Raw genomic sequence first — 21,014 nt, forward strand, 5'->3', positions numbered from 1 at the left:
GCAGGAACGCGCGAACCTCGGGGCTCATGTTAGTGGTGGGCCGAGAACGGATTCCCGGGGCGAGCCCGCACCGGCGATCATTCGCCCAGGGCCAGCGCACGTACCAGCACGTCGATCGCGGGGCGGTCGGCGCCGTCGACCATTCGCTGCACCCGCTCGGCTCGCTCCACGCGCAGGCTGACCCCGGTAAGAGCCAGATCGGTCACGACGTCATCCGGGCTGTAGAGCACCGCGGCGTCCTGGGGGCCGCCGACGCCATCGGTCAGGTTGGTCGAGTCGTGGCCGATGACCAGCAGGGTCCCACCCTGAGCCAGCGCCTCGGCCGCGCGGTGCAGAATCCGGCGGCGCGGCTCGGGCGCGACCTGTAGGTAACAGATCAGGGCCAGGTCGAATGCGGCCGGCTCGGGCTGGTAGTCCAGTAGATCGGCATGGTGCCAGGCGAGCAGTCCGGCGGCGTGACCCAGCACGCCCTCCGCCCGTCGCCGGCCCTTGTCCAGCGCTACCCGGCTGAAGTCGACCACGGTGACCGCCCATCCCGCCTGGGCCAGCCACAGCGCGTTTCTCCCCTCCCCGGCGCCCAAATCCAGAGCACGCCCGGGTGCCAGGTCGGCCAACTCGGTCGCCACGAACTGATTGGGACCACCTGACCAGACGAGCTCGGCGGCGGCATAACGCTCGTCCCAGGCGGCACTGTCCACGCTGCCCATCATGGCTCACGAGGCAATGGGTGGCCACGCGAGGCTACGGTGAGCAGAACAGCCCTGAACTCACAGGCGCCGGAACGAACAGGACGCGACTGCGACATGCGAGTTCTAGTGAGCGGAGCCACCGGCTACATCGGTGGGCGACTGGTGCCACAGCTGATCGAGGCCGGGCACCAGGTACGCGCGATGACCCACACCAAAGGCAGGCTCGACGGATTGCCGTGGGCCGATGAGGTCGAGATCGTCACGGCGGATGCGGCCGAACCCGAGGACCTCGCCAACGCGATGCACGAGGTCGAGGTGGCCTACTTCCTGATCCACTCCATCGGTACCGGGTCGAAGTTCGCCGAACAGGACCGGGTCGTGGCCGAGAACTTCGCGGCCTCTGCCGAGCGAGCGGGGGTCGGCCGCATCGTCTACCTCGGTGGCCTGGCCGACGAGAACGCCGCCGAGGTCTCCGAGCACCTGGCCTCCCGCGCCGAGGTCGGGACCATCTTCCTGAACTCCTCGGTACCTGCCGTCGTACTCCGGGCAGCGGTCATCATCGGCAGCGGGTCCGCGTCGTTCGAGATGCTGCGCTACCTCACCGAGCGGCTGCCGGCGATGATCACACCGAAGTGGCTGAGCACCCGCATCCAGCCGATCGCGGTCCGCGACGTGCTGCGCTACCTCGTCGCGGCCGCGGAATTCCCGGCCGGAATCAATCGCACGTTCGACATCGGCGGCCCGGACGTACTGACCTACCGCGAGATGATGCAGCGCTATGCCGCTGTCGCGGGCCTGCACAAGCGGATCATCGTCGGCTCGCCGTTGCTCACTCCCAGGCTGTCCAGTCATTGGGTCGGCCTCATCACCCCGGTCCCCGCGGCGCTGGCCCGGCCGCTCGTGCAGTCGCTGCGCACCGAAGTGATCTGCCGGGAGGACGACATCGCCGACTATGTGCCCGACCCTCCCGGTGGGCTGCTCGGGTTCGAGGATGCCGTCGCACTGGCGCTGCAGCGGGTGCGCGAGGCGAAGGTGACCACGCGCTGGACGGAGAGCGGGGCGGTCCGGGCACCGAGCGAGCCCTTCCCGTCGGACCCGGACTGGGCCGGAGGGACTCTGTACACCGACGAACGTCGGCGCACCGTGAACGGGACCCCCGAGCAGGTGTGGACCGGCATCGAGCGGATGGGCGGCGAGCAGGACTTCTACGGTCTGCGGTCGCTGTGGCGGGTCCGCGGCCTGGCCGACCGGGTCGCGGGTGGGCCAGGACTGCGCCCGGGGCGTCGTGATCCGAACTCGCTGCGGGTTGGCGACGCACTGGACTTCTGGCGTGTGGAGGAGGTCGCCGCACCGGAACTGTTGCGCCTGCGGGCGGAGATGAAACTGCCCGGAGTGGCCTGGTTGGAATTCCACGTGACCCCGGACGGCGCCCAGCGAAGCGAGATCACGCAACGGCTGACGTTCTACCCGCGAGGGATCGCCGGTCACCTGTACTGGCGGGCGGTCGCCCCGTCGCACCCGCTGATCTTCTCTGCGATGCTGCGGGCGGTTGCGCGCCGAGCCGAGAGCCATTGACGTTCCCACGACCAGGTCCTGGAGCCGCATTCGGGCGAACCTGCTCCGCTCCGTCGGCGAAATGTCTGGGCGGTCCGGGTATTGCGGAAGGTAGACACTCGGCAGTCTGCTCGCGGGCTAGTCAGTCCACTTGATCTGGGCGCATGCTTGGCCCGAACCTGTGCGCCGTTCGGCGCGCAGTGGAGGCGCTGATGAATCCGCAGTTCGGCAAGTTTCGGGGCACTGTCGTCGACAACCGTGATCCGCTGCTGATCGGGCGCATCCTGGTGTCGTGCCCGGCGGTGCTGGGCGAGGAGCCGGCGTGGGCCGAAGCCTGCCTGCCGTTCATGGCGCCCAACACCGGCTTGCTGAACCTGCCACCGGTGGGAGCTTCGGTTTGGATCGAGTTCGAGGCGGGCGATTCCCGGTATCCGATCTGGGCGGGCCAACGGTTGGATGCCAGCAGCCAGTGGCCGGAGGCACAACAGATCAGTCTGACCGGTCCCAGGGGCGAGCGCATCGACATCGACGAGCGCGCCCAGACGATCTCACTTACGCACCCGAACGGCACCAGCGTGGTGGTGTCCGAGGCCGCGGTCCGGATCACGGCGCCCACGTCGGTGGAGGTAACCGCTCCGGTGGTCAGAGTCCGAACCGCTGAGCTGTCGGTCGACGGGACGTTGAGCGCCGCCACCGTCGTGGCCAGCCGCGGAATGGTCTCGCCGAGTTACCAGCAGCGGGCCAACCACTGATATCTCAGCCGGGAATTTCCAGCGCCCGAGCGATCGGAACGCCCGGACGATAGGCCAGGTGCAGGTAGCTCGGTGCCTCCAGCACGGTGAGGTCGGCCGACATGCCGACCCGAAGCGCGCCGATGTCCGCGCGGCGTAGTGAGTGCGCGCTGCCTGCGGTGGCCGCCCACAACGCCTCGGCCGGGGTCAGGCCCATCTCGCGGACCGCGAGCGCGATGATCAGCGGCATCGAGGACGTGTAACACGTACCGGGGTTGCAGTCGGTCGCCAGCGCCACGGCCACGCCGGCGTCGAGGAGCGCGCGGGCGTCGGGATAGGGCGACCGGGTCGCGAACTCCACACCGGGCAGCAACGTCGCCACCGTCTGCCCGCCGGCGAGAGCATCGATGTCGGCAGGTGAGAGGAACGTGCAGTGATCGACGCTGGCCGCGCCCAGCTCGACCGCGAGCTGCACGCCCGGACCGGCCGCAAGCTGGTTGCCGTGCACCCGGAGCTGCAGCCCGGCGGCCCGACCGGCCAGCAGGATCTCGCGGGATTCGTCCCCATCGAAGGCGTGCGCGCTTGCCGGTTCGCAGAACACATCGATCCAGCGGGCCAGCGGTGCGCATGCGGTGAGCATCTCGCCGACGACGAGGTCGATGTAGTGCCGTCGATCGACTCCGGCCGGCACCACGTGGGCGCCGAGGAAGGTCGTTTCCGCACTGAACTCGCCGGCGACGCTCAGCGAGTTGACCTCGTCGGCGACAGACAGGCCGTAGCCGCTCTTGATCTCGACGGTCGTCGTCCCCTGGGCTCGCATCTCCGCGACCCGACCGGCCACCAACGTCCGCAGCTCGGCGACACCGGCGGCCCGAGTGGCGGCCACCGTGGTCGAGATTCCCCCACCGTCGTAAGCGATCCCGGCCATGCGGGCGGCGAACTCGGCGCCCCGGTCGCCGGCGAAGACAAGATGGGAGTGGGAGTCGACGAAGCCGGGGACGACGGCTCGCCCGGCGACGTCGACCCGACGATCGGCCGCCGGGGCAGCCCCGGCGGAGCCCAACCAGCTGATCCGGCCGGCCTCGACGACCACCGCCGCATCGCTCAGCAGACCGAGGGTGCTGCCGTCGCCGACTGCGGAGTCGTTGGTGACGAGCTCGCCGATGTTGTCGACGACGACGCTGCTCATCGCTGCTCCCACAGAGGGGCGATCGCCGCGTTGAGCAACTGCCCTATGTCGCCGAGACGGTGGCGGCCCTGTTGCACGATCGGGCGCCCGTCGACGTAGACGCTGTCGATGTCGCTGGCCGTTGCCGCCAGAAGTAGCTGATCAGCCCGAGCACCCGCGGTACGGACCGTGTCGGCGCGAACGCACACGAGGTCGGCGCGCTGACCGACGGCGATCGTTCCCGCGTCGGCCCAGCCGAGCGATGGGTGGTTGGTGAGCGCACTGAGCAGTTCCTCGGGCCGGAATCGCCCCCGCTGCAGGGTGTTCAGGCGTTCATGCGCCTCCAGGGCCTTGGCCTCCTCGATCAGGTCGACAACCGCATTCTGATCACTGCCCAGGCTCAGCACCGCGCCGGCCTCGCGCAGCGACCGCGCCGGTCCGATGCCATCGGCCAGATCCCGCTCGGTCGTCGGGCAGAAACACGCGGTGCTCCGCCGCGATCCGAGCAGGCCGATGTCCGCTTCGGTGAGATGGGTGGCGTGCACCGCCGTGGTGGCCGCATCCAGGACGCCCTCGTCGTCGAGCAGGGCCGTCGGCGTCCGACCGTAGAAGGCGACGCACGCCTCGTTCTCGGCCGGCTGCTCCGACAGGTGCACATGCAACGGCGATTGCCCTCCGTGGCGCCCGCCCAGCTTCCCGGCCGCGGCGCGGACTTCGCCCAGTACCTCGCGGGGCACGGCCCGGACGGAATGGATCGCCGCGGCCACCCGGAAGCCGTCACTGTCCTGCAGTCGGGTGACGCGGGTCTGCCAGCCGTCGACGTCGCCATCACTGAAGCGCTCCTGCACGGCGTCCAGCGGCAGATGGCCGCCCGCGTCGAGGCCACCGGCCAGGTAGGCCGTGTCCAGCAGGGTGATCCGGATCCCGGCCTCGGCCGCGGCCTGTCGCAGCGCCTCGGCCATCGCGTTGGGATCGTCGTAGCGCAGGCCACCTGGGGCGTGATGCAGGTAGTGGAACTCCCCCACCGTGCTCACGCCGGACAATGCCATCTCGGCGTAGACCGCCCGCGCCAGTTGCAGGTAGGAATCCGGGTCGAGCCGGCGGGCCACGGCATACATCGCTTCGCGCCACGTCCAGAACGTGCCACCGTCGGCGTGCGTACGACCCCGCAGAGCGCGGTGGAAGGCGTGACTGTGGGCGTTGGCGAAACCGGGATACACCACACCGGTGAGTCGCTCGGCGCCGGAGGACGATCCACCCTGCACCACGGCGGAGAATCGACCGTCGGTGACCTCGATGCGAACGTCTCGAGCGAGGCCGCCGGGCAACACGGCCTGCTCGGCGAACAGGGCGGTCATGAGGCTAGGTCCTCGACCACGCTCGCCAGGGCGTGCACGCCGACGACGCAATCGTCGCGCTCGGCGAACTCCACCGGGGAGTGGGAGATTCCGCTGGGATTGCGAACGAAAAGCATTGCCGTGGCGACCCCTGCGTTGGCCAGGATGCCGGCGTCGTGGCCGGCGCCGGTCGGCAGCAAGGGCACCTCGCCCAGCCGCTCGGCGAGGCGGCTGGCCAGGGTCCGATCGAAGAACGTCTCGTCCGTCCAGGACTCCTCGGCCAGGCTCGCGCCGGCACCGGACAGCCAGTCGGTGAACTCCGCGATCAAGGCACGAACGCCGGCCGGGTCTCCACCCCGCGAATCCAGCCATCCGGTCACCTTGGACGGGATCGCGTTGACGCCGTTCGGCTCGACGAGGATCTTGCCGCACGTAGCGAGGACATCGTGCCGGACGGCGAGATCGCGGGCCCGCTGAACGGCGGCGGCATAGGTGAGCATCGGATCGTGCCGGTCGACCAGGCGCGTGGTGCCGGCGTGGTTGGCCTGCCCGTTGATCTCGAACCGCCAGCGCCCGTGCGGCCAGATGGACGTTCCGACGGCGACCGGATGCCCGAGATCGACGAGACCGCGACCCTGCTCGACGTGCAATTCCACGAAGGCACCGACCCGTGCCAGCGTTTGGTCGTCGCGGCCCACGTGAGCCGTGCTTCGGCCCGCGCGCGTCATCGCCTCGGCCATCGAGGTGCCGTCGGCGTCGGTCAGACCGAGCGCGCGATCACCCGCAAGCGCGCCGGTGATGATCCGCGATCCCGCACAGGCAATGCCGAACCGCGCGCCCTCCTCGTCGCCGAAGTTGACCACGCCGATCGGGCGGGCCGGAGAAAACCCTTGTGCGCGCAGACGATCCACGGCCAGCAGGGCCGAGACGACGCCCAGCGGTCCGTCGAACGCGCCGCCGTCGGGCACCGAGTCCAGGTGCGATCCGATGACTACCCCGGGGTCTCCGGCCGACACGGCGGCGTCGGGATCACCCCACCACGCCCACTGGTTGCCGGCCCGGTCGGTGACCAGATCGAGCCCGCGCGCGGCGGCCTGCGCGGCGAACCATTCGCGCAGGCACACATCGGCCTCGGTCCAGGCGAACCGTCGGTACCCGCCGTTGACGGGATTGCGACCGACCGGTTCGAGTTCGGCCCACAGCCGGTCGAAGCCGCTGCCGACGGAATCGGGGGTGCTCACGGCCTAATGCTGGGCCATCGGCACGGACACGCAACCTTCGGGGTGTTCGGCCAGCGGGCCTGCCTCGTTGCCGAAGTCCGGGGCGTCGCCGGAGTCGATGTGGCGAATGACGCCCATGCCGGGGTCGTTGGTCAGCACGCGCTCGATCTTGCGCCCGGCGAGTTCGGTGCCATCGGCGACCGTGACCTGGCCCGAGTGGATGGACCGGCCGATGCCGACGCCGCCACCGTGGTGGATCGACACCCAGGACGCGCCCGAGGCGGTGTTGATCAAGGCGTTGAGCAGCGGCCAGTCGGCGATGGCGTCCGAGCCGTCGGCCATCGACTCGGTCTCGCGGTAAGGCGAGGCCACCGAGCCGCAGTCCAGGTGGTCACGTCCGATCACGATGGGGGCCGAAACCTCACCCCGGGCGACCATGTCGTTGAACCGGACGCCGGCCTTGTCCCGCTCGCCGTAGCCCAGCCAGCAGATCCGGGCGGGCAGTCCCTGGAAGGCGACCTTGTCCTGGGCCGCGCGGATCCAGCGGTGCAGATGATCGTTGTCCGGGAAGAGGTCCAGCACGGCCTGGTCGGTGGCCCGGATGTCGGCCGGGTCCCCGGACAGCGCCGCCCAGCGGAACGGTCCCTTGCCCTCGGTGAACAGCGGCCGGATGTAGGCCGGGACGAAGCCGGGGAAGGCGAAGGCACGGTCGTAGCCGCCCTGGCGTGCCTCGTCCCGGATCGAGTTGCCGTAGTCGAAGACCTCCGCACCGGCGTCCAGGAATCCGACCATCGCCTCGACGTGCTTGGCCATCGAGGCCCGGGCGCGATCGGTGAACTCCTCAGGCTTGGCGGCGGCGTAGTCCTGCCAGTCGCCGAGGTCGATGCCCTCGGGCAGGTAGGACAACGGGTCGTGGGCTGAGGTCTGGTCGGTGACGATGTCGATCTCCGCGCCACGAGCCAGCAGTTGGGGCAGGACCGTCGCGCAGTTGCCGACCAGGCCGACCGACAGCGGGATGCGGTCGCGTTTGGCCTGCTCACAGCGCACGATCGCGGCGTCGAGGTTCTCGGCGACCTCGTCGAGGTAACGGTGTTCGACCCGACGTTGCAGACGCGAGGGATCGACGTCGATCACCAGGCACACACCGTCGTTGAGCGTTACCGCCAGCGGCTGCGCGCCACCCATGCCGCCCGCCCCGCCGGTCACCGTCAGCGTTCCGGCCAGGGTTCCGCCGAATCGCTTGGCCGCGACCGCGGCGAAGGTTTCGTAGGTGCCCTGCAGGATGCCCTGGGTTCCGATGTAGATCCACGAGCCGGCCGTCATCTGGCCGTACATGGTCAGGCCGAGGTGCTCGAGGCGGCGGAACTCCGGCCAGGTGGCCCAGTCCCCGACGAGGTTGGAGTTGGCCAGCAGCACCCGCGGCGCCCACTCGTGCGTGCGCATCACACCGACCGGCTTGCCCGACTGGACCAGCATGGTCTCGTCGTCCTTGAGGGTGGTGAGCGTCTTGACCATCGCGTCGAAGGAAGCCCAGTTGCGCGCGGCCCGTCCGGTGCCGCCGTAGACGACCAGGTCATCCGGCCGTTCGGCCACCTCCGGGTCGAGGTTGTTCATCAGCATCCGCAACGGGGCCTCGGTCTGCCAGGATCGCGCGGTCAGCGTAGTACCTCGGGGGGCACGGACCGGACGGGCGCCTTCCATGTGTTTCTCCTTATGCCAGCGGGACGTTCGTGAACGGGACGGTTGGACGATCAGCCGAGCGGGCCCGCCACCGACTCGGCGGCGGCCAGGGCGGCGCCGGTGGCCACGTAGCTCACCGCCGCCTCGATCTCGGGGGCCAGGTAGCGGTCCGTCGCCGGACCGGCCACGTCGGACCTGAGGCCGGCAACGACGGCTGCGGTCGCCGGCGCCGGGGTCAGGGGCGCGCGCAGGTCCAAGGCACGGGCGGCGGTGAGCAGTTCCACGGCCAGCACCCGGATCAGGCCGTCGACGCTGCGGCGCAGCTTGCGGGCGGCCGACCAGCCCATCGACACGTGGTCCTCCTGCATGGCACTGGACGGGATCGAGTCGACCGAGGCCGGTGCGGCCAGTCGCTTGAGTTCGGAGACGATTGCGGCCTGGGTGTACTGGGCGATCATGTGTCCGGAGTCGACGCCCGGATCGTCGGCCAGGAAGGCCGGCAGCCCGTGGCTGCGGGAGACATCGAGGAATCGGTCGGTGCGCCGCTCGGAGATCGAAGCCAGATCGGCGATGGCGATCGCGAGGAAGTCCAGCACGTAAGCGATCGGGGCACCGTGAAAGTTGCCGTTGCTCTCGACCCGTCCGTCGCGCGTCACAACCGGGTTGTCCACCGCGCTGGCCAGTTCACGCCCGGCCACCAACTCGGCGTGCGCGAGCGTGTCGCGCACGGCGCCGTGCACCTGAGGAGAGCACCGCAGCGAGTACGCGTCCTGCACCTTCGTACAGCCAGGACCGCGGTGACTGGCCATGACCGCGGAGTCGGCCAGCAGGGCCCGCAGGTTCGCCGCGCTCACCGCCTGGCCGGGGTGCGGGCGTAAGGCCTGCAGGTCGGCCGCGAAGACGGCGTCGGTGCCGAGCTGGGCCTCGACGCTCATGGCGGCGGTGATGTCGGCGGTGCGCAGCAGCCGGCGGAGGTCATGGCTGGCCAGCACAAGCATCCCGAGCATGCCGTCCGTGCCGTTGATCAGGGCGAGCCCTTCCTTTTCCTCCAGCACGATCGGCGCGATGCCGGCCTCGGCCAGAACCTCGCCGGCCGGACGGAGGCGCGCGGCGGCGTCGCGAACGGTGCCCTCACCCATGGCGGCCAGTGCGCAGTGTGCCAGCGGAGCCAGGTCCCCGGAACAGCCGAGCGAGCCGTACTCGTGCACCACCGGCGTGATCCCGGCGCTCAGCATGGCGGCATAGGCGCGGGCGGTCTCCAGCCGCACGCCGGTGCGTCCGGTGGCCAGCGTCGACAACCGCAGCAGCATGAGTGCACGCACCACCTCACGTTCGACCTCTGGGCCCGAGCCCGCGGCGTGTGAACGGATCAGGCTCCGCTGGAGCTGGGCACGCAGTTCGGTCGGGATGTGCCGATTGGCCAGCGCCCCGAACCCGGTCGACACGCCGTAGTGCGGTTCGACATCGTCGGCCAGGGCCTCGATGACCTTGCGGCTGGCGGTGATCTCCTGCTCGGCCTCGGGCGAGAGGACTACGCCCGCGCCATGCCGGGCCACCGCCACGACGTCGTCGGGGCTGAGAGGGCCGATGCCGAGGACGACGGGATCGATGAGCTGCATGACCTCATCGGACACCCAGGGGACCGGTGCGCGCCAGAGCGGCGCGCCAGGTTGTGTCTGGTATCTGAGACGATTCGATAATCTGCCACCATGGCCCAGGTCCCGGCAGCAGCCCAGGTGCTCGATGTGCTCCGCTATCTGGCGCGCCAACCCGGGCCCGCGGGCGCGGCGGCGATCGCCCGCGACCTCGACCTGCCCCGATCGAGCACCTACCACCTGCTCGGCGCCCTCATCGAGGCCGGCTTCGTCGTCCACCTGCCCGAGGAGCGCCGGTACGGGCTGGGCGTCGGCGCGTACGAGCTGGCCACCGGCTACGCCCGCCACGAGCCGCTGCAGCGGTTGGCCCGCATGCCGTTGGCCGCGCTGGTGGACCGCACCGGCTACAGCGCGCACCTGGCCGTCCTGCACGGCCGGGAGGTCATCTACGTCATCGAGGAGCGGGCGCTCGGACGGCCACCGCTGGTGACCGACGTCGGCGTTCGGCTGCCGGCGCAGCTCACCGCGTCCGGACGGGCGATGCTCGCGGGGCTTCCCCCGGCGCAGCTGCGGGCGCTGTACCCCGATCCCAGCGCTTTCGTCCTGCGCAATGAGTTGGGTCCGCGGTCGCTGTCGGCGTTGCGGCCACTGCTGGTCCAGGTTCGGCGGGCGGGATTTGCCCGCGAGGACGGCGAGATCACCGCCGCCTTCGGCTCGGTTGCTGCCGCGGTGAACGACCATTCGGGCCATCCGGTGGCCAGCGTTGCTCTGACGTTCCCGGATTCGGAGGTCGCCGCTCCCGGCCGGCGCGAATTCCTGGCCGGCCACGTGGTGCGGACGGCCGCGTCCATCACCCGCCGCATCGGCGGCTGACCTCACCCCACCCCCGTTGAGGTTGCCCTTGTTGCACCCCCACCCCCGTTGAGGTTGCCCTTGTTGCAAGCAACAAGGGCAACCTCAACGAGCCGACCCGAGCAACAAGGGCAACCTCAACGGCGGGCGGATAGGAGGCTGCGATCCGCGGAGGCGGTGAAATTCCGACCAGGTCGCCGCAGCTGCTGCTATGTTGCCTGCGTGCCCAGCTACCGGATTCGCGAGGCCGCCGAGCTGCTCGGCGTCAGTGACGACACCATGCGCCGCTGGATCGACGCGGGCCGGATCGCGGCGGGCAAGGCCGAGCAGAGCAGAGGCCGCCACCAGGTCGTCGACGGGGCGGATCTGGCGCGCTTGGCCGTCGAGGTGGCGGCCCAGGCCGAGCGCCCGACGCCGCGCCCGGTGGTCAGCGAGTCCGCGCGCAATCGCTTTGTCGGCCTGGTCACTCGTGTCGTCCGCGATGCCGTGATGGCGCAGGTCGATATCCAGGCAGGTCCGCATCGCATCGTGTCCCTGATGAGCCGTGAGGCCGCGGATGAGCTCGGACTCGTGCCCGGCGTGCTCGCCGTCGCTTCCGTCAAGGCCACCAACGTGGTGGTCGAGGTTCCCTCCGGAGAGGTCCCATGAAGCCGCTGCCCCGCTTGCTCGTCCCGGTCCTGACCGCGGCCGCCATCGGCATCGCACTGGTCGGCTGCAGCAGTTCGAACAAGGCCGCTACCGGTGCGGCGGGCTCGACCTCGGCAGCAACCGCAGTGACGGGCACGATCACGGTCTTCGCGGCCGCCTCGCTCACCGGCACGTTCACCGAACTGGGCACACAGTTCCAGAACGCCCACCCCGGTACGACCGTGAAGTTCAACTTCGGCGGCAGTTCGGCGCTCGCCGAGCAGATCAACTCCGGCGCACCCGGGGATGTCTTCGCCTCGGCCGCCCCGAAGAACATGACCACCGTGACCGCCAAGAACGGCACGTCCGCCCAGCCGGTCAACTTCGCGACGAACAAGCTCGAAGTTGCCGTCCCGCCGGCGAATCCCGGCAAGGTCAGCTCCCTGAGCGACCTGGCCAAGAGCGGCGTCAAGGTCGCGCTCTGCCAGGCCCAGGTGCCCTGTGGTGCCGCCGCGCTGACGGTGCTGCAGAAGAACAACCTGGCGGTGACACCGGTTACCGAGGAGCCGGATGTCAAGTCGGTGCTGACGAAGGTGCAGTTGGGTGAGGTCGATGCCGGCGTCGTCTACGTGACCGACGTCAAGGCCGCGGCGGCCAAGGTCACCGGGGTGGAGATCCCGGACGCGCAGAACACGATCTCGCAGTATCCGATCGCGCCGCTGACCGAGTCCAAGAACGCCACGACCGCGAAGGCCTTCGTCGACTTCGTGACCTCCGCCGGCGGGCAGGCGATCTTGCATGCGGCCGGCTTCGGAAAGCCCTGATCCTGAATACGCGACCGGACCGTTCGACCCGTCCCCCGCTGGGGATCGCGATCCCCGCAGGGCTGTGTCTCCTCTTTCTCGCGGTGCCCCTGCTGGCGTTGCTGATTCGTGCCCCGTGGAGCGCGCTGGGATCGCTGCTCGGCCAGCGCACCGTCGTCACCGCGCTGCGATTGTCGGTGGAATGTGCCAGCGCGGCAACGGTGATCTCGATCGTGCTCGGAGTCCCGCTGGCGTGGGTGCTGGCCAGGGTGCGCTTTCCCGGCCTGCGTCTGGCCCGCGCCGTGATCACCGTGCCGTTGGTGTTGCCACCCGTGGTCGGCGGCGTGGCCCTGCTCATGGCCGCGGGACGTAACGGCGTCGTCGGGCAGCACCTGGACTCCTGGTTCGGCATCACCCTGCCGTTCACCACCGCCGGCGTGGTCGTGGCCGAAACCTTCGTGTCGATGCCCTTCCTGATCGTCTCGGTGGAGGGCGCGCTGCGCTCGTCCGACCTCGGTCTCGAGGAAGCCGCCGCGACTTTGGGCGCCGGCCGGTGGACGGTCTTCCGGCGCGTGACCGTGCCATTGGTGCTTCCCTCGATCGGCGCCGGAGCGGTGCTGTGCTGGGCTCGGGCGCTCGGTGAGTTCGGCGCCACGATCACGTTCGCCGGCAACTACCCGGGGACCACGCAGACGATGCCGCTGGCGATCTACAACGCCTTCCAGACCGACCCGGACGCAGCGATCGCGCTCAGCCTGGTGCTGCTGCTCGTGGCCGTCACCCTGCTGGTCGCTCTGCGCGACAACTGGCTGCGGGCCGGGTCCCCGACGTGAGCGGCGATTACGCCGCGCTGGACTTCGACGTCAGCGTCGAGCGGGAGGAGTTCCGTCTCGACGTGTGCGACCAGGCGCGGCCGGGCGAGGTCCTCGGCGTTCTCGGACCCAACGGCGCCGGAAAGACGACCTTGTTGCGGGCACTCGCCGGGCTGCAGCCGCTGCGACGCGGCCGGATCGAGCTGGACGGGATGGTCCTGACCGACGTCGCGGCGGGCATCCAGATTCCGCCCGAACGTCGCGAGCTCGGCGTGGTCTTCCAGAACTACCGGTTGTTCCCCCACCTATCCCTGCTGGACAACGTCGGATTCGGCCTGCGCAGCAGGGGAATCAGCCGCAGTGAATCCCGCCTGGAGGCCGCGAACTGGCTCCGGCGGCTGGACCTGGCCGAGTACTCCGAGCGCCGCCCCGGTCGGCTGTCGGGCGGCCAGGCGCAGCGGGTGGCCCTGGCCCGTGCGCTGGCCTGCCGCCCCCGGGCCTTGCTGCTCGACGAGCCGCTGGCCGCTCTCGACGCACGGACCCGGTTGAGTGTGCGCGCCGAATTGGTTCGTCAGCTCCGAGCGTTTCCCGCCCCGGCCCTGCTGATCACTCACGATCCGTTGGAGGCGATGGTCCTCACGGATCGTCTGCTCGTGCTGGAGTCCGGACGGGTGGTTCAGACCGGGACGCCCGCCGAGATTGCCCGTCGGCCGGCGACGAACTACATCGCGCGCCTGGTGGGGCTCAATCTCTACCGCGGGCGGCTGGAGCGTGGTGCGGTGCGGCTGGCCGGTGGCGGGGCCCTCGTCGCCGCTGCCGGCCACGAACTCGCCTCCGGCGCGAATTGTCTGGTCGCCGTCCGTCCCAGCGCCATCACGTTGCATACCGAGCGCCCGGCGGCCAGCAGCGCACGCAATCTGTGGAGCGGGACGGTTCGCGGGCTCGAGCCGCTGCTCGACCGGATTCGCGTGGAGGTGGCCGGCGAGCCCGGGGCCCTGGTCGACATCACCGCGGCCGCCGCGGCCGAGCTGCAACTCAGTGACGGGACGCCGGTGTGGCTGTCGGCCAAGGCGACCGACATCGACGCCTACCCGGAGCCCTGAGGGAACCTCAACAGAGTTAGGCTACCCTAACCCACATGACCGAGCCAGTGGGCCGCGAACGGCCACGCCATCCGATTTCTGCCCGCGTGCTGCGGCGTGAACAGCTCAGCCCGTCTCTGGTGCGGCTTGTGGTCGGTGACGGTGACATCGCCCGTTTCGACGGCGAACGGGCCGCCGCGTTCGCCGATGCCTACGTCAAGGTGATGTTCCTGCATCCTGAGGCGGACTACGACCGTCCGATCGACATGGCGGCGATCCGCACGAGTCATCCGGCTGAGCACTGGCCCAAGCTGCGCACGTACACCGTGCGCGAGTGGGACGCCGACGCCCAGGAGCTCACCCTCGATTTCGTCGTGCACGGCGAAGAAGGCCTGGCCGGCCCGTGGGCGGCGTCGGTGGGCACAGGAGCAGAGATCCTGCTCAACGGTCCGGGCGGCGGTTACTCCCCCGACCCCGAGGCCGATTGGCACCTGCTCGTGGGCGACGACAGTGCGCTGCCCGCCATCGCGGCCGCCCTGCAACGGCTCCGGAACCGGGCCGGAGACCCAGCGGAAACTCTGGTGTTCATCGAGGTCCACGACCAGGCCCACGAGATCCCGCTTGCGATCGGCGCGAGAACGACGGTGCACTGGGTGCACCGCGGCGACGAAGCTGTCGGCCTACGGCTGGTCGAGCAGGTCGGTCGGGCGCTGTTTCCCGCGGGCCGGGTCCACGCCTTCGTCCACGGTGAGGCCGGAGCGGTCCGCCAGTTGCGTCGTCACCTGCGCGGCGAGCGAGGAATCGGTCTGGACCAGCTGTCGATCTCCGGCTATTGGCGACTGGGCGCAGACGACGAGGCGTGGCGAGCGGCCAAGCGGGACTCGAACACCGCGGTCGAAGCCGAGGATCCCGTCCCGGGCGGATAACACCCGCCGGCATGTGATGTTCTGCAACGAATGCCGGATGTCTGTTCAGCACGTTCATCCGGTTACGTATCAGATACGGCCTGCCCTTGCTCTACCGCTGGGGGGCGGAGCCGCGCGACGATCAGCGCACGACGGTTCCCCCGACGGGGAGGAGCGGACCGTGGACGACGCCGACGCGCTGATGGGGCGGATCGTTGACAGCTCGGTGGCCGCGATGGAAATGGCCACGCTGGTGCTCGGCTCGAGGCTGGGCCTGTGGCGGCAACTGGCCGACGCGCCCGACGGGCTGACCAGCAGCGAGCTCAGCAGCCGGGCCAATATCGCCCCGCGCTACTGCCGGGAATGGTGCGAGGCGATGGGCGCTTCCGGTTTTCTGCAGGTCCGTCCGGGCGCGGGCGACGAGCCCCCCGTGTTCGTGATGTCCGACGCCGCGCGCGAAGTACTGCTCGAGCCGGAGTCAGAACGCTACATCGAACCCCTCGCCCGCCAGGTGATCGGTGCACTGGCGGCCATGCGTCGGCTGGAGGATGCCTACCGCGACGGAACCGGCTTCGGCTGGACGCACCACGATCCCGATGTCCGCGAGGGCGAGGCCGATCTCAACCGCTTCGCTTTGCGCCGGATGCTGCCGGGCTGGATCGACGACACGCTGCCCGAGGTGGCTCGCCGCCTGATCCACGGGGCACGGGTGGCCGACATCGGGTGTGGACACGGTTGGGCGGGCATCGGCATCGCGGAGACCTTCGACGCGATCGTCGTGGACTCCTACGATCTGGACGGCGAAAGCATCGACGCGGCCAGGACCAACATCGCCGCCGCCGGCCTCAGCAACCGGGTGCGACCGCACCTGAGCCCGCTTGATCGGACGGACGGTCCCTTCGACCTCATCGTGCTGGCCGAGATGTTGCACGATGTGCCTGATCCGGTCGGCCTGCTCGCAACCTGCCGTCGCACGCTGGCGCCGAACGGCAGCATCCTGGTGGTCGACATGAAGGTGGCCGATGACTACCGAGCGCCCGCGGACCTCGTCGAGCGGATGATGTACGGATTCAGCGTGTTGATCTGCCTGCCCGATAGCATGGCGTTGTTACCCAGTGCCGCGACCGGCACAGTTCTCCGGCCGGCCACGCTTCGCCACTACGCCGAACGGGCCGGGCTGGTGGCGAGCGAACCGCTGGCCATCGAGCATGAAACGTGGCGGTTCTGGCGTCTACAACCGGCCTGATCATCAGGAGAACGCATGAACCCCTCGGAACTGCTGGCCGAGGCCTTCGCCCGGATCGCGCCACTGGCCGAGCACGCGGTGTCAGGTCTGGCGCCGGAGCAATTGAGCTGGCAACCGTCGCCCGAGGCGAACTCGATCGGCTGGTTGGTCTGGCATCTGGCCCGGGTGCAGGACGATCACGTAGCGGAGGCCGCCGATCAGCAACAGGTCTGGCAGTCGGGGTGGGCCGATCGATTCGCGCTGCCTTACTCCGCCGGTGCCACCGGCTACGGCCAGTCCAGCGATCAGGTCAGGCAGTTCCGAGTCGCTGACGGACAATTGCTGGTGGACTACCTGCGTGCCGTGCAGGATGCGACTCTCACCTTCGTCAACACTTTGAGCAGCGCGGATCTCGACCGCGTCGTCGACGACAACTGGGATCCGCCGGTGACCTTGGGCATCCGCCTGACGAGCGTGGTGGGCGACGACCTGCAGCACGCGGGGCAGGCCAACTACCTCCGCGGCCTGCTGCCGGCGAACAGCGACGAACCCGCCGAGAACTAGCGGCAGGTCGGCGGGGCAGCACACGGTCGGGATCGGATCGGGATCGGGATCGAGATCGAGATCGAGATCGACAGGGTTCCCGAGCCCGAGCGTTCAATTGCCCTTCATGTTGACCAGTTGGCGAAGCTCGCGTTGACCAGTTGGCGAAGCTCGCGCCTCACTTCGGCGGAGCCGCCAGCAGTCCGGTACAGCCGCGCAGGCTGGACCACTCGGACAGGATGCGGCTGCGTTGCGTGCCTACGGCGGGAACTCCGATGCCTCGCTCATCCAGATGGGACGGGGCGAAGGCCGCGGCGCTCACGCGGCCGTGCGCCACGGTGAGCGTGAGGACGCCGTTGTCGTCCTGGGCGTTGCCGAAGGAGCGCCACCAGAAGTAGTTGCCCAACCCGAAGGCGACATAGTGCCCGTCCGGCCGCCAACCGGCACCCTGCAGTACGTGCGCGTGGGTACCCACGACCGCGGTGGCGCCGGCCGCGGCGAGCTGGTCGGCGAGGCTGCGCTGGTCGGCGTTCGGGCAACTGTCGTACTCGGTTCCCCAATGGACGTAGACGATCACGACGTCGCCCCGCGCTTTGGCTGCGCGCACCGCCGAGAGCAGTTCAGGCGAGTAGGCGTTGGCGATACCGGCAACGGCTGGACCTGCGGTGAAGTTGGCCAGCGTCTCATCCTGAACCTGGCTTGCCGCGAGCACGGACACGGCGACGCCGTTCACCGTAGTTCGGTAGGGGCGGTAGGCAGCGGCGGCATTGGCGCCGATACCGACAACGGGAAATCCGGTGTGCTTTATGGCGGCCAGGCTCTGGCGTAGCCCGGAGGCGCCGTAGTCGGCTCCATGATTGTTGGCCATGGTTGCCAGGTCTATCCCGGCAGCGTGCAGTGCGGTGAAGGCCGACGGCGGCGCCTCGAACGTGAAGGACTTCGACTGCGGTGCACCGCCGACCGCAATGGCCGTCTCCAGGTTGACCATGGTCAGGTCGGCCCGCGACAGCACCGCCGCGGACGGGCCGAACGCGGTTGCGGGATCGGCGGCGAGACGGGCAGCGGTGCGGCCGGCGAAGTGGACGTCGCCGGCGAAGGAGATCGTGAACTGTCCGGCCGGCTCGCTCGCGGCGGTACCGGAGGTCGCCGCCGGGGACGTGGCCGACGAGTGTGCCGACGCCGAGACCGATACCGACACTGATGCACGAGCGCCGCCCGACTGCACAGCGGTCGCGCCCCGGCTGCCCGACGAGCCGGTCGACGTCACCGCCGCCGCCCCCGCTGAATGATGCTGGGCCGGGCTGCATCCGATCAGGGCGAGCACCGCCGCGAGTGCCCCGATAGCCGCAACGGAGGAGCTGCGCGTCGGCAGTGACTGCACCGGGGGCTCAGCGCTGGTGACGCTGGTTGTTGAGCGTCTCCAGCAGGCGGAGCCAGATCTCGCTCACGGTCGGATAGCTGGGAACCACATGCCATAGCGCCGAGATCGGCAGCTCACCGACCACCGCCATGGTCGCCGAATGATTGAGTTCGGCCACTCCGGTGCCGACGAAGGTCGCCCCGACCAGGGTGTCCTTCGATCGGTCCACCACGATCTTCGCCCGGCCGACGTAGTTGTCGCGAAGCACGTAGGTTCCAGCCAGCGCGGCCAGGTCGTACTCGGCCGTCTCGACGTCCAGACCCGCCTCACGAGCCTCGGCCTCGGTCAGCCCGACAGATCCGATCTCGGGATCGGTGAAGGTCACCTGCGGCACCTTGCGGTGGTCGGCCACGTCGGTGTGGCGGCCGAACCGTCCACTGTCGAAGGGGGTTCCGGCCGCCCGAGCCGAGATGACCTCACCGGCGATGCGGGCCTGGTACTTGCCCATGTGAGTGAGTAGTGCGCGCCCGGTGAGATCACCGATCGCGTAGAGCCAATCGCCGTCCACACCAACCACCCCGAGGTGGTCATCGACTTCGACGTAGCCGCCTTCGGACAGCCCAACGGATTCGAGTCCGAGGCCGCTGCTGTTCGGCGAGCGCCCGGCGGCGACGACGACCTCGTCGGCCTGGATCACGGTGCCGTCAGCGAGAGTGACGCTGACCTCGCCACCGTGTACATGCCCGTAGCCGGTGTCGCGGACGTCGTCGCGCGAGACGCTCTCGACGTGCACGCCCAGATGGACCGCCACACCGGCGTCCACGAAGCCCTGCCGGACGATCTCGCCCGCGAACGGTTCGAGTTTGCCCAGCAATCGCGGGCCGCCCTCGACGAGGGTGACGTGTTCCACGCCCAGACCACGCAGCCAGGTGGCCGACTCGCAAGCCACGACGCCGCCACCGATGAGCACCACGCGCCGCGGAATCTCGTGGATGTTGGTGACGTCACGACTCGTCCACGGCATGGCCTCGGCCAACCCTGTCACCGGCGGGACGGCCGCCGAACTGCCGGTGTCGAGCACGATGGCCTGCCGCGCGGTCAGCGTGCGTTCGGAGCCGTCTGGGGCGGTCACGACGATCGTCTTGACCCCTGCGAGGCGGGCGGTCCCGCGCACGATGTCGATGCCGACCCCGAGCGCCCAGTCCACCTGGGAACTGTCGTCGAGGTTCTTCACGACGGCGTCGCGACGGGCCAGTACCGCGGCGACGTCCAGCTCATGCCGGCCGACGATCTCCTTCGTGCCCGGCAGGTCTCGGGCCTGGCTGAGAAGCTCCACCGGCCGGAGTAGGGCCTTGGACGGCATACAAGCCCAGTACGAGCATTCGCCACCCACCAGTTCTTTCTCGACGATTACGGCGTCCAGACCGGAGAACTGCGTCGCGTACTGGGCGGCGTTCTCACCGGCGGCCGCGCCCCCGACCACGATGACATCCCACTCCGACCGCGCTGGGTCGACCGCCGCCTGTTCCGCTGCCATTTCCGTATCTCACTTCCGTCGTCCGAATGCCGTTCCGAGCGCGGTCGCAAAGCCGCGGTCGCCCGTTGACCGGGTGCTGCCGAAGATACCCGGAACGGGTGACATGCCCGCGGCCCAACCGCCGCATCGCGCGGCCCAATTCGCGCATAGTGCGGCCCGAATTTTGCCGACACGCCGGTGGCGGACCAAAGTTCGGGCCGCACAATGCCGATCGGGAGGTGTGGACGTGAGTCGGCGTCAACCGAGCAGCACCACGGTGTACCCGCCGAACACCTCGCCCTGCTGGCTGGCCGTCACCCGATAGACGTGGGCCTGGCCGGGAGCGGGCAGGGTGTCGGCCGTGGCGAACGTGACCTGTTGATCGTCGCCGACCACCTGCTGTTGGGCCGCTTGACCGCCGAAGTTCGCCCCGCCGCCGATGGTGCGCGGCGCGCCGAGCAGAGCGGGACCGGTCACGGTGGCCTGAGCGGGGAACTGGCCCCGGACTCCGGTGCGTAGCTGAAGCCACGGCATCGTGTGTGGTGCCACCCGTTCGACCGCCACCTGAGCGGGCTCGCCGTAGAGCGGGCCGACCTTGAGGGTGAGTGGCGTGGCCAGCGTCTGGGCGAGCAGGTGAGGCAGCAGTACGCCGCCTCCTGCACCGGCAGCCAGCAGGGCGTGCTGCTGCTCCCCGGCCGCGATGACGTGGATATTCCGCTGGGCGACGTGCCGGTTCAAGGCGGCATCCCACGGCGGCGTTCCGAGACCGTCGGACGTTTCTTCCCAGATCCGGACGACCAGGCACTCGTGACCCCCGTTGACGAAAGTGGGAATCCAGCCGGTCGGGCACTTCACGACCGCGTGCGCGCGACCCGATCCCCGGGCGCCCAGGGACACCATCGTCTGTCCGATCAGATTCGCGCTCGAGGGCCCGATACCCAAGGACGGATCGCACCAGTAGAACTCGACGACCACATTGGGCGCTTGGGCCACCCCGAAGTTCCAGACGTGGGCGTAGATCGTGTTGGGTTGGCCGGCCAAGGCGGTCTGCCCGAGCGCCGGCGGACGGGACGGGGCGACCGCGGGATCGACGCCGGCCAGCAACAGGATGTCCGGGCTTTCCCAGAAGGGCCCGACCACCGGCCGTGCGCCCAGGTCGCCCTGGTTGGCGCGCATGAACAGGAACGGCAGGTACAACTCATTGCGCGGACCGGGCCATTGATTGCCGGGCTTGTCGCCGAAACTGCCGGGAGTCACCGTTGCTCCGGGAACCTCGCCCGTGGACGTTCCGCAGGTGTGGCCGGGACGGTTCGGA

The 21,014-nt window shown here is 69.6% G+C and carries 19 protein-coding genes and 1 pseudogene; 11 read left to right on the top strand and 9 right to left on the bottom strand.

Annotated features, from left to right (window positions below; all coding sequences use genetic code 11):
- Positions 1-77: 77 nt before the first annotated feature.
- Positions 78-698, bottom strand: coding sequence for a class I SAM-dependent methyltransferase (locus M6D93_RS10930; protein ID WP_249769207.1), 621 nt, complete (start codon positions 696-698; stop codon positions 78-80).
- A 105-nt stretch (positions 699-803) separates the two neighbouring features.
- Between M6D93_RS10930 and M6D93_RS10935 the strand changes: the two genes are divergently transcribed.
- Together M6D93_RS10935 and M6D93_RS10940 are read left to right on the top strand one after the other, a co-directional pair.
- Positions 804-2,264, top strand: coding sequence for an SDR family oxidoreductase (locus tag M6D93_RS10935; RefSeq protein WP_249769208.1), 1,461 nt, complete (start codon positions 804-806; stop codon positions 2,262-2,264).
- Positions 2,265-2,455: 191 nt separating this feature from the next.
- The gene (locus M6D93_RS10940) at positions 2,456-2,995 is read left to right on the top strand and encodes a phage baseplate assembly protein V (protein ID WP_249769209.1); all 540 of its coding nucleotides are present in this window, start codon (positions 2,456-2,458) and stop codon (positions 2,993-2,995) included.
- A gap of 4 nt (positions 2,996-2,999) precedes the next feature.
- On the opposite strand, the gene hutI is transcribed toward M6D93_RS10940, so the two are convergent.
- The 5 genes from hutI to hutH are packed head-to-tail and all read right to left on the bottom strand — an operon-like array spanning position 3,000 to position 9,998.
- Complete coding sequence (hutI, locus tag M6D93_RS10945) at positions 3,000-4,163, bottom strand: imidazolonepropionase (protein ID WP_249769210.1); 1,164 nt, start codon at positions 4,161-4,163, stop codon at positions 3,000-3,002.
- The gene (locus M6D93_RS10950; protein ID WP_249769211.1) at positions 4,160-5,500 is read right to left on the bottom strand and encodes a formimidoylglutamate deiminase; all 1,341 of its coding nucleotides are present in this window, start codon (positions 5,498-5,500) and stop codon (positions 4,160-4,162) included. The genes hutI and M6D93_RS10950 overlap by 4 nt, the downstream gene beginning before the upstream one ends.
- The gene (locus M6D93_RS10955) at positions 5,497-6,720 is read right to left on the bottom strand and encodes an allantoate amidohydrolase (RefSeq protein WP_249769212.1); all 1,224 of its coding nucleotides are present in this window, start codon (positions 6,718-6,720) and stop codon (positions 5,497-5,499) included. Before M6D93_RS10955 ends, M6D93_RS10950 begins: the two co-directional genes overlap by 4 nt.
- A gap of 3 nt (positions 6,721-6,723) precedes the next feature.
- A complete protein-coding gene (gene hutU, locus M6D93_RS10960) occupies positions 6,724-8,400 on the bottom strand; it encodes a urocanate hydratase (protein ID WP_249769213.1) in 1,677 nt (558 codons plus the stop codon).
- Between the two features lie 50 nt (positions 8,401-8,450).
- Entirely contained in the window at positions 8,451-9,998 is a 1,548-nt protein-coding gene (gene hutH / locus M6D93_RS10965; protein ID WP_249769214.1) for a histidine ammonia-lyase, read from the bottom strand.
- A gap of 90 nt (positions 9,999-10,088) precedes the next feature.
- On the opposite strand from hutH, the gene M6D93_RS10970 reads away from it, so the two are divergent.
- The 9 genes and pseudogenes from M6D93_RS10970 (at position 10,089) to M6D93_RS11005 (ending at position 16,844) form a co-directional block, all read left to right on the top strand.
- The gene (locus M6D93_RS10970) at positions 10,089-10,847 is read left to right on the top strand and encodes an IclR family transcriptional regulator (RefSeq protein WP_249769215.1); all 759 of its coding nucleotides are present in this window, start codon (positions 10,089-10,091) and stop codon (positions 10,845-10,847) included.
- Positions 10,848-11,048: 201 nt separating this feature from the next.
- A complete protein-coding gene (locus M6D93_RS10975; RefSeq protein ID WP_249769216.1) occupies positions 11,049-11,474 on the top strand; it encodes a TOBE domain-containing protein in 426 nt (141 codons plus the stop codon).
- Positions 11,471-12,277 carry a molybdate ABC transporter substrate-binding protein gene (modA, locus tag M6D93_RS10980; RefSeq protein WP_249769217.1) on the top strand — a complete coding sequence of 269 codons (807 nt, stop codon included), beginning with the start codon at positions 11,471-11,473 and terminating at the stop codon, positions 12,275-12,277. Before M6D93_RS10975 ends, modA begins: the two co-directional genes overlap by 4 nt.
- Complete coding sequence (locus M6D93_RS10985) at positions 12,274-13,089, top strand: ABC transporter permease (protein WP_347343621.1); 816 nt, start codon at positions 12,274-12,276, stop codon at positions 13,087-13,089. The genes modA and M6D93_RS10985 overlap by 4 nt, the downstream gene beginning before the upstream one ends.
- A gap of 77 nt (positions 13,090-13,166) precedes the next feature.
- A pseudogene (locus tag M6D93_RS19625) lies at positions 13,167-13,532 on the top strand (ATP-binding cassette domain-containing protein); the annotation flags it as partial.
- 165 nt (positions 13,533-13,697) lie between these two features.
- Positions 13,698-14,171: a TOBE domain-containing protein gene (locus M6D93_RS19630; protein WP_430667231.1), complete on the top strand. Its 474-nt coding sequence runs from the start codon at positions 13,698-13,700 to the stop codon at positions 14,169-14,171.
- Positions 14,172-14,206: 35 nt separating this feature from the next.
- A complete protein-coding gene (locus tag M6D93_RS10995) occupies positions 14,207-15,076 on the top strand; it encodes a siderophore-interacting protein (RefSeq protein ID WP_249769220.1) in 870 nt (289 codons plus the stop codon).
- A gap of 160 nt (positions 15,077-15,236) precedes the next feature.
- A complete protein-coding gene (locus tag M6D93_RS11000; protein WP_249769221.1) occupies positions 15,237-16,301 on the top strand; it encodes an SAM-dependent methyltransferase in 1,065 nt (354 codons plus the stop codon).
- Positions 16,302-16,316: 15 nt separating this feature from the next.
- On the top strand, positions 16,317-16,844 hold the full coding sequence (locus M6D93_RS11005; RefSeq protein ID WP_249769222.1) for a mycothiol transferase: 528 nt from the start codon (positions 16,317-16,319) through the stop codon (positions 16,842-16,844).
- A gap of 157 nt (positions 16,845-17,001) precedes the next feature.
- On the opposite strand, the gene M6D93_RS11010 is transcribed toward M6D93_RS11005, so the two are convergent.
- The 3 genes from M6D93_RS11010 to M6D93_RS11020 form a co-directional block, all read right to left on the bottom strand.
- Entirely contained in the window at positions 17,002-18,204 is a 1,203-nt protein-coding gene (locus M6D93_RS11010) for a CapA family protein (RefSeq protein WP_249769223.1), read from the bottom strand.
- A gap of 7 nt (positions 18,205-18,211) precedes the next feature.
- On the bottom strand, positions 18,212-19,720 hold the full coding sequence (locus M6D93_RS11015) for a dihydrolipoyl dehydrogenase family protein (RefSeq protein ID WP_249769224.1): 1,509 nt from the start codon (positions 19,718-19,720) through the stop codon (positions 18,212-18,214).
- Between the two features lie 237 nt (positions 19,721-19,957).
- Positions 19,958-20,956: a hypothetical protein gene (locus tag M6D93_RS11020; protein ID WP_249769225.1), complete on the bottom strand. Its 999-nt coding sequence runs from the start codon at positions 20,954-20,956 to the stop codon at positions 19,958-19,960.
- Between the last annotated feature and the right edge of the window lie 58 nt (positions 20,957-21,014).

Source organism: Jatrophihabitans telluris, from assembly GCF_023516435.1.
Classification (GTDB): Bacteria; Actinomycetota; Actinomycetes; order Mycobacteriales; family Jatrophihabitantaceae; genus Jatrophihabitans_A; species Jatrophihabitans_A telluris.

What these genes read in the sequence shown, in the direction of transcription:
- M6D93_RS19630 (WP_430667231.1), top strand. Translation starts at nt 13,698, where the DNA reads ATGGTCCTCACGGATCGTCTGCTCGTGCTGGAGTCCGGACGGGTGGTT.
- M6D93_RS10995 (WP_249769220.1), top strand. Translation starts at nt 14,207, where the DNA reads ATGACCGAGCCAGTGGGCCGCGAACGGCCACGCCATCCGATTTCTGCC.
- M6D93_RS11005 (WP_249769222.1), top strand. Translation starts at nt 16,317, where the DNA reads ATGAACCCCTCGGAACTGCTGGCCGAGGCCTTCGCCCGGATCGCGCCA.
- hutI (WP_249769210.1), bottom strand. Translation starts at nt 4,163, where the DNA reads ATGAGCAGCGTCGTCGTCGACAACATCGGCGAGCTCGTCACCAACGAC.
- hutH (WP_249769214.1), bottom strand. Translation starts at nt 9,998, where the DNA reads ATGCAGCTCATCGATCCCGTCGTCCTCGGCATCGGCCCTCTCAGCCCC.
- M6D93_RS10935 (WP_249769208.1), top strand. Translation starts at nt 804, where the DNA reads ATGCGAGTTCTAGTGAGCGGAGCCACCGGCTACATCGGTGGGCGACTG.
- modA (WP_249769217.1), top strand. Translation starts at nt 11,471, where the DNA reads ATGAAGCCGCTGCCCCGCTTGCTCGTCCCGGTCCTGACCGCGGCCGCC.
- M6D93_RS10940 (WP_249769209.1), top strand. Translation starts at nt 2,456, where the DNA reads ATGAATCCGCAGTTCGGCAAGTTTCGGGGCACTGTCGTCGACAACCGT.
- M6D93_RS10950 (WP_249769211.1), bottom strand. Translation starts at nt 5,500, where the DNA reads ATGACCGCCCTGTTCGCCGAGCAGGCCGTGTTGCCCGGCGGCCTCGCT.
- M6D93_RS11015 (WP_249769224.1), bottom strand. Translation starts at nt 19,720, where the DNA reads ATGGCAGCGGAACAGGCGGCGGTCGACCCAGCGCGGTCGGAGTGGGAT.
- hutU (WP_249769213.1), bottom strand. Translation starts at nt 8,400, where the DNA reads ATGGAAGGCGCCCGTCCGGTCCGTGCCCCCCGAGGTACTACGCTGACC.
- M6D93_RS10970 (WP_249769215.1), top strand. Translation starts at nt 10,089, where the DNA reads ATGGCCCAGGTCCCGGCAGCAGCCCAGGTGCTCGATGTGCTCCGCTAT.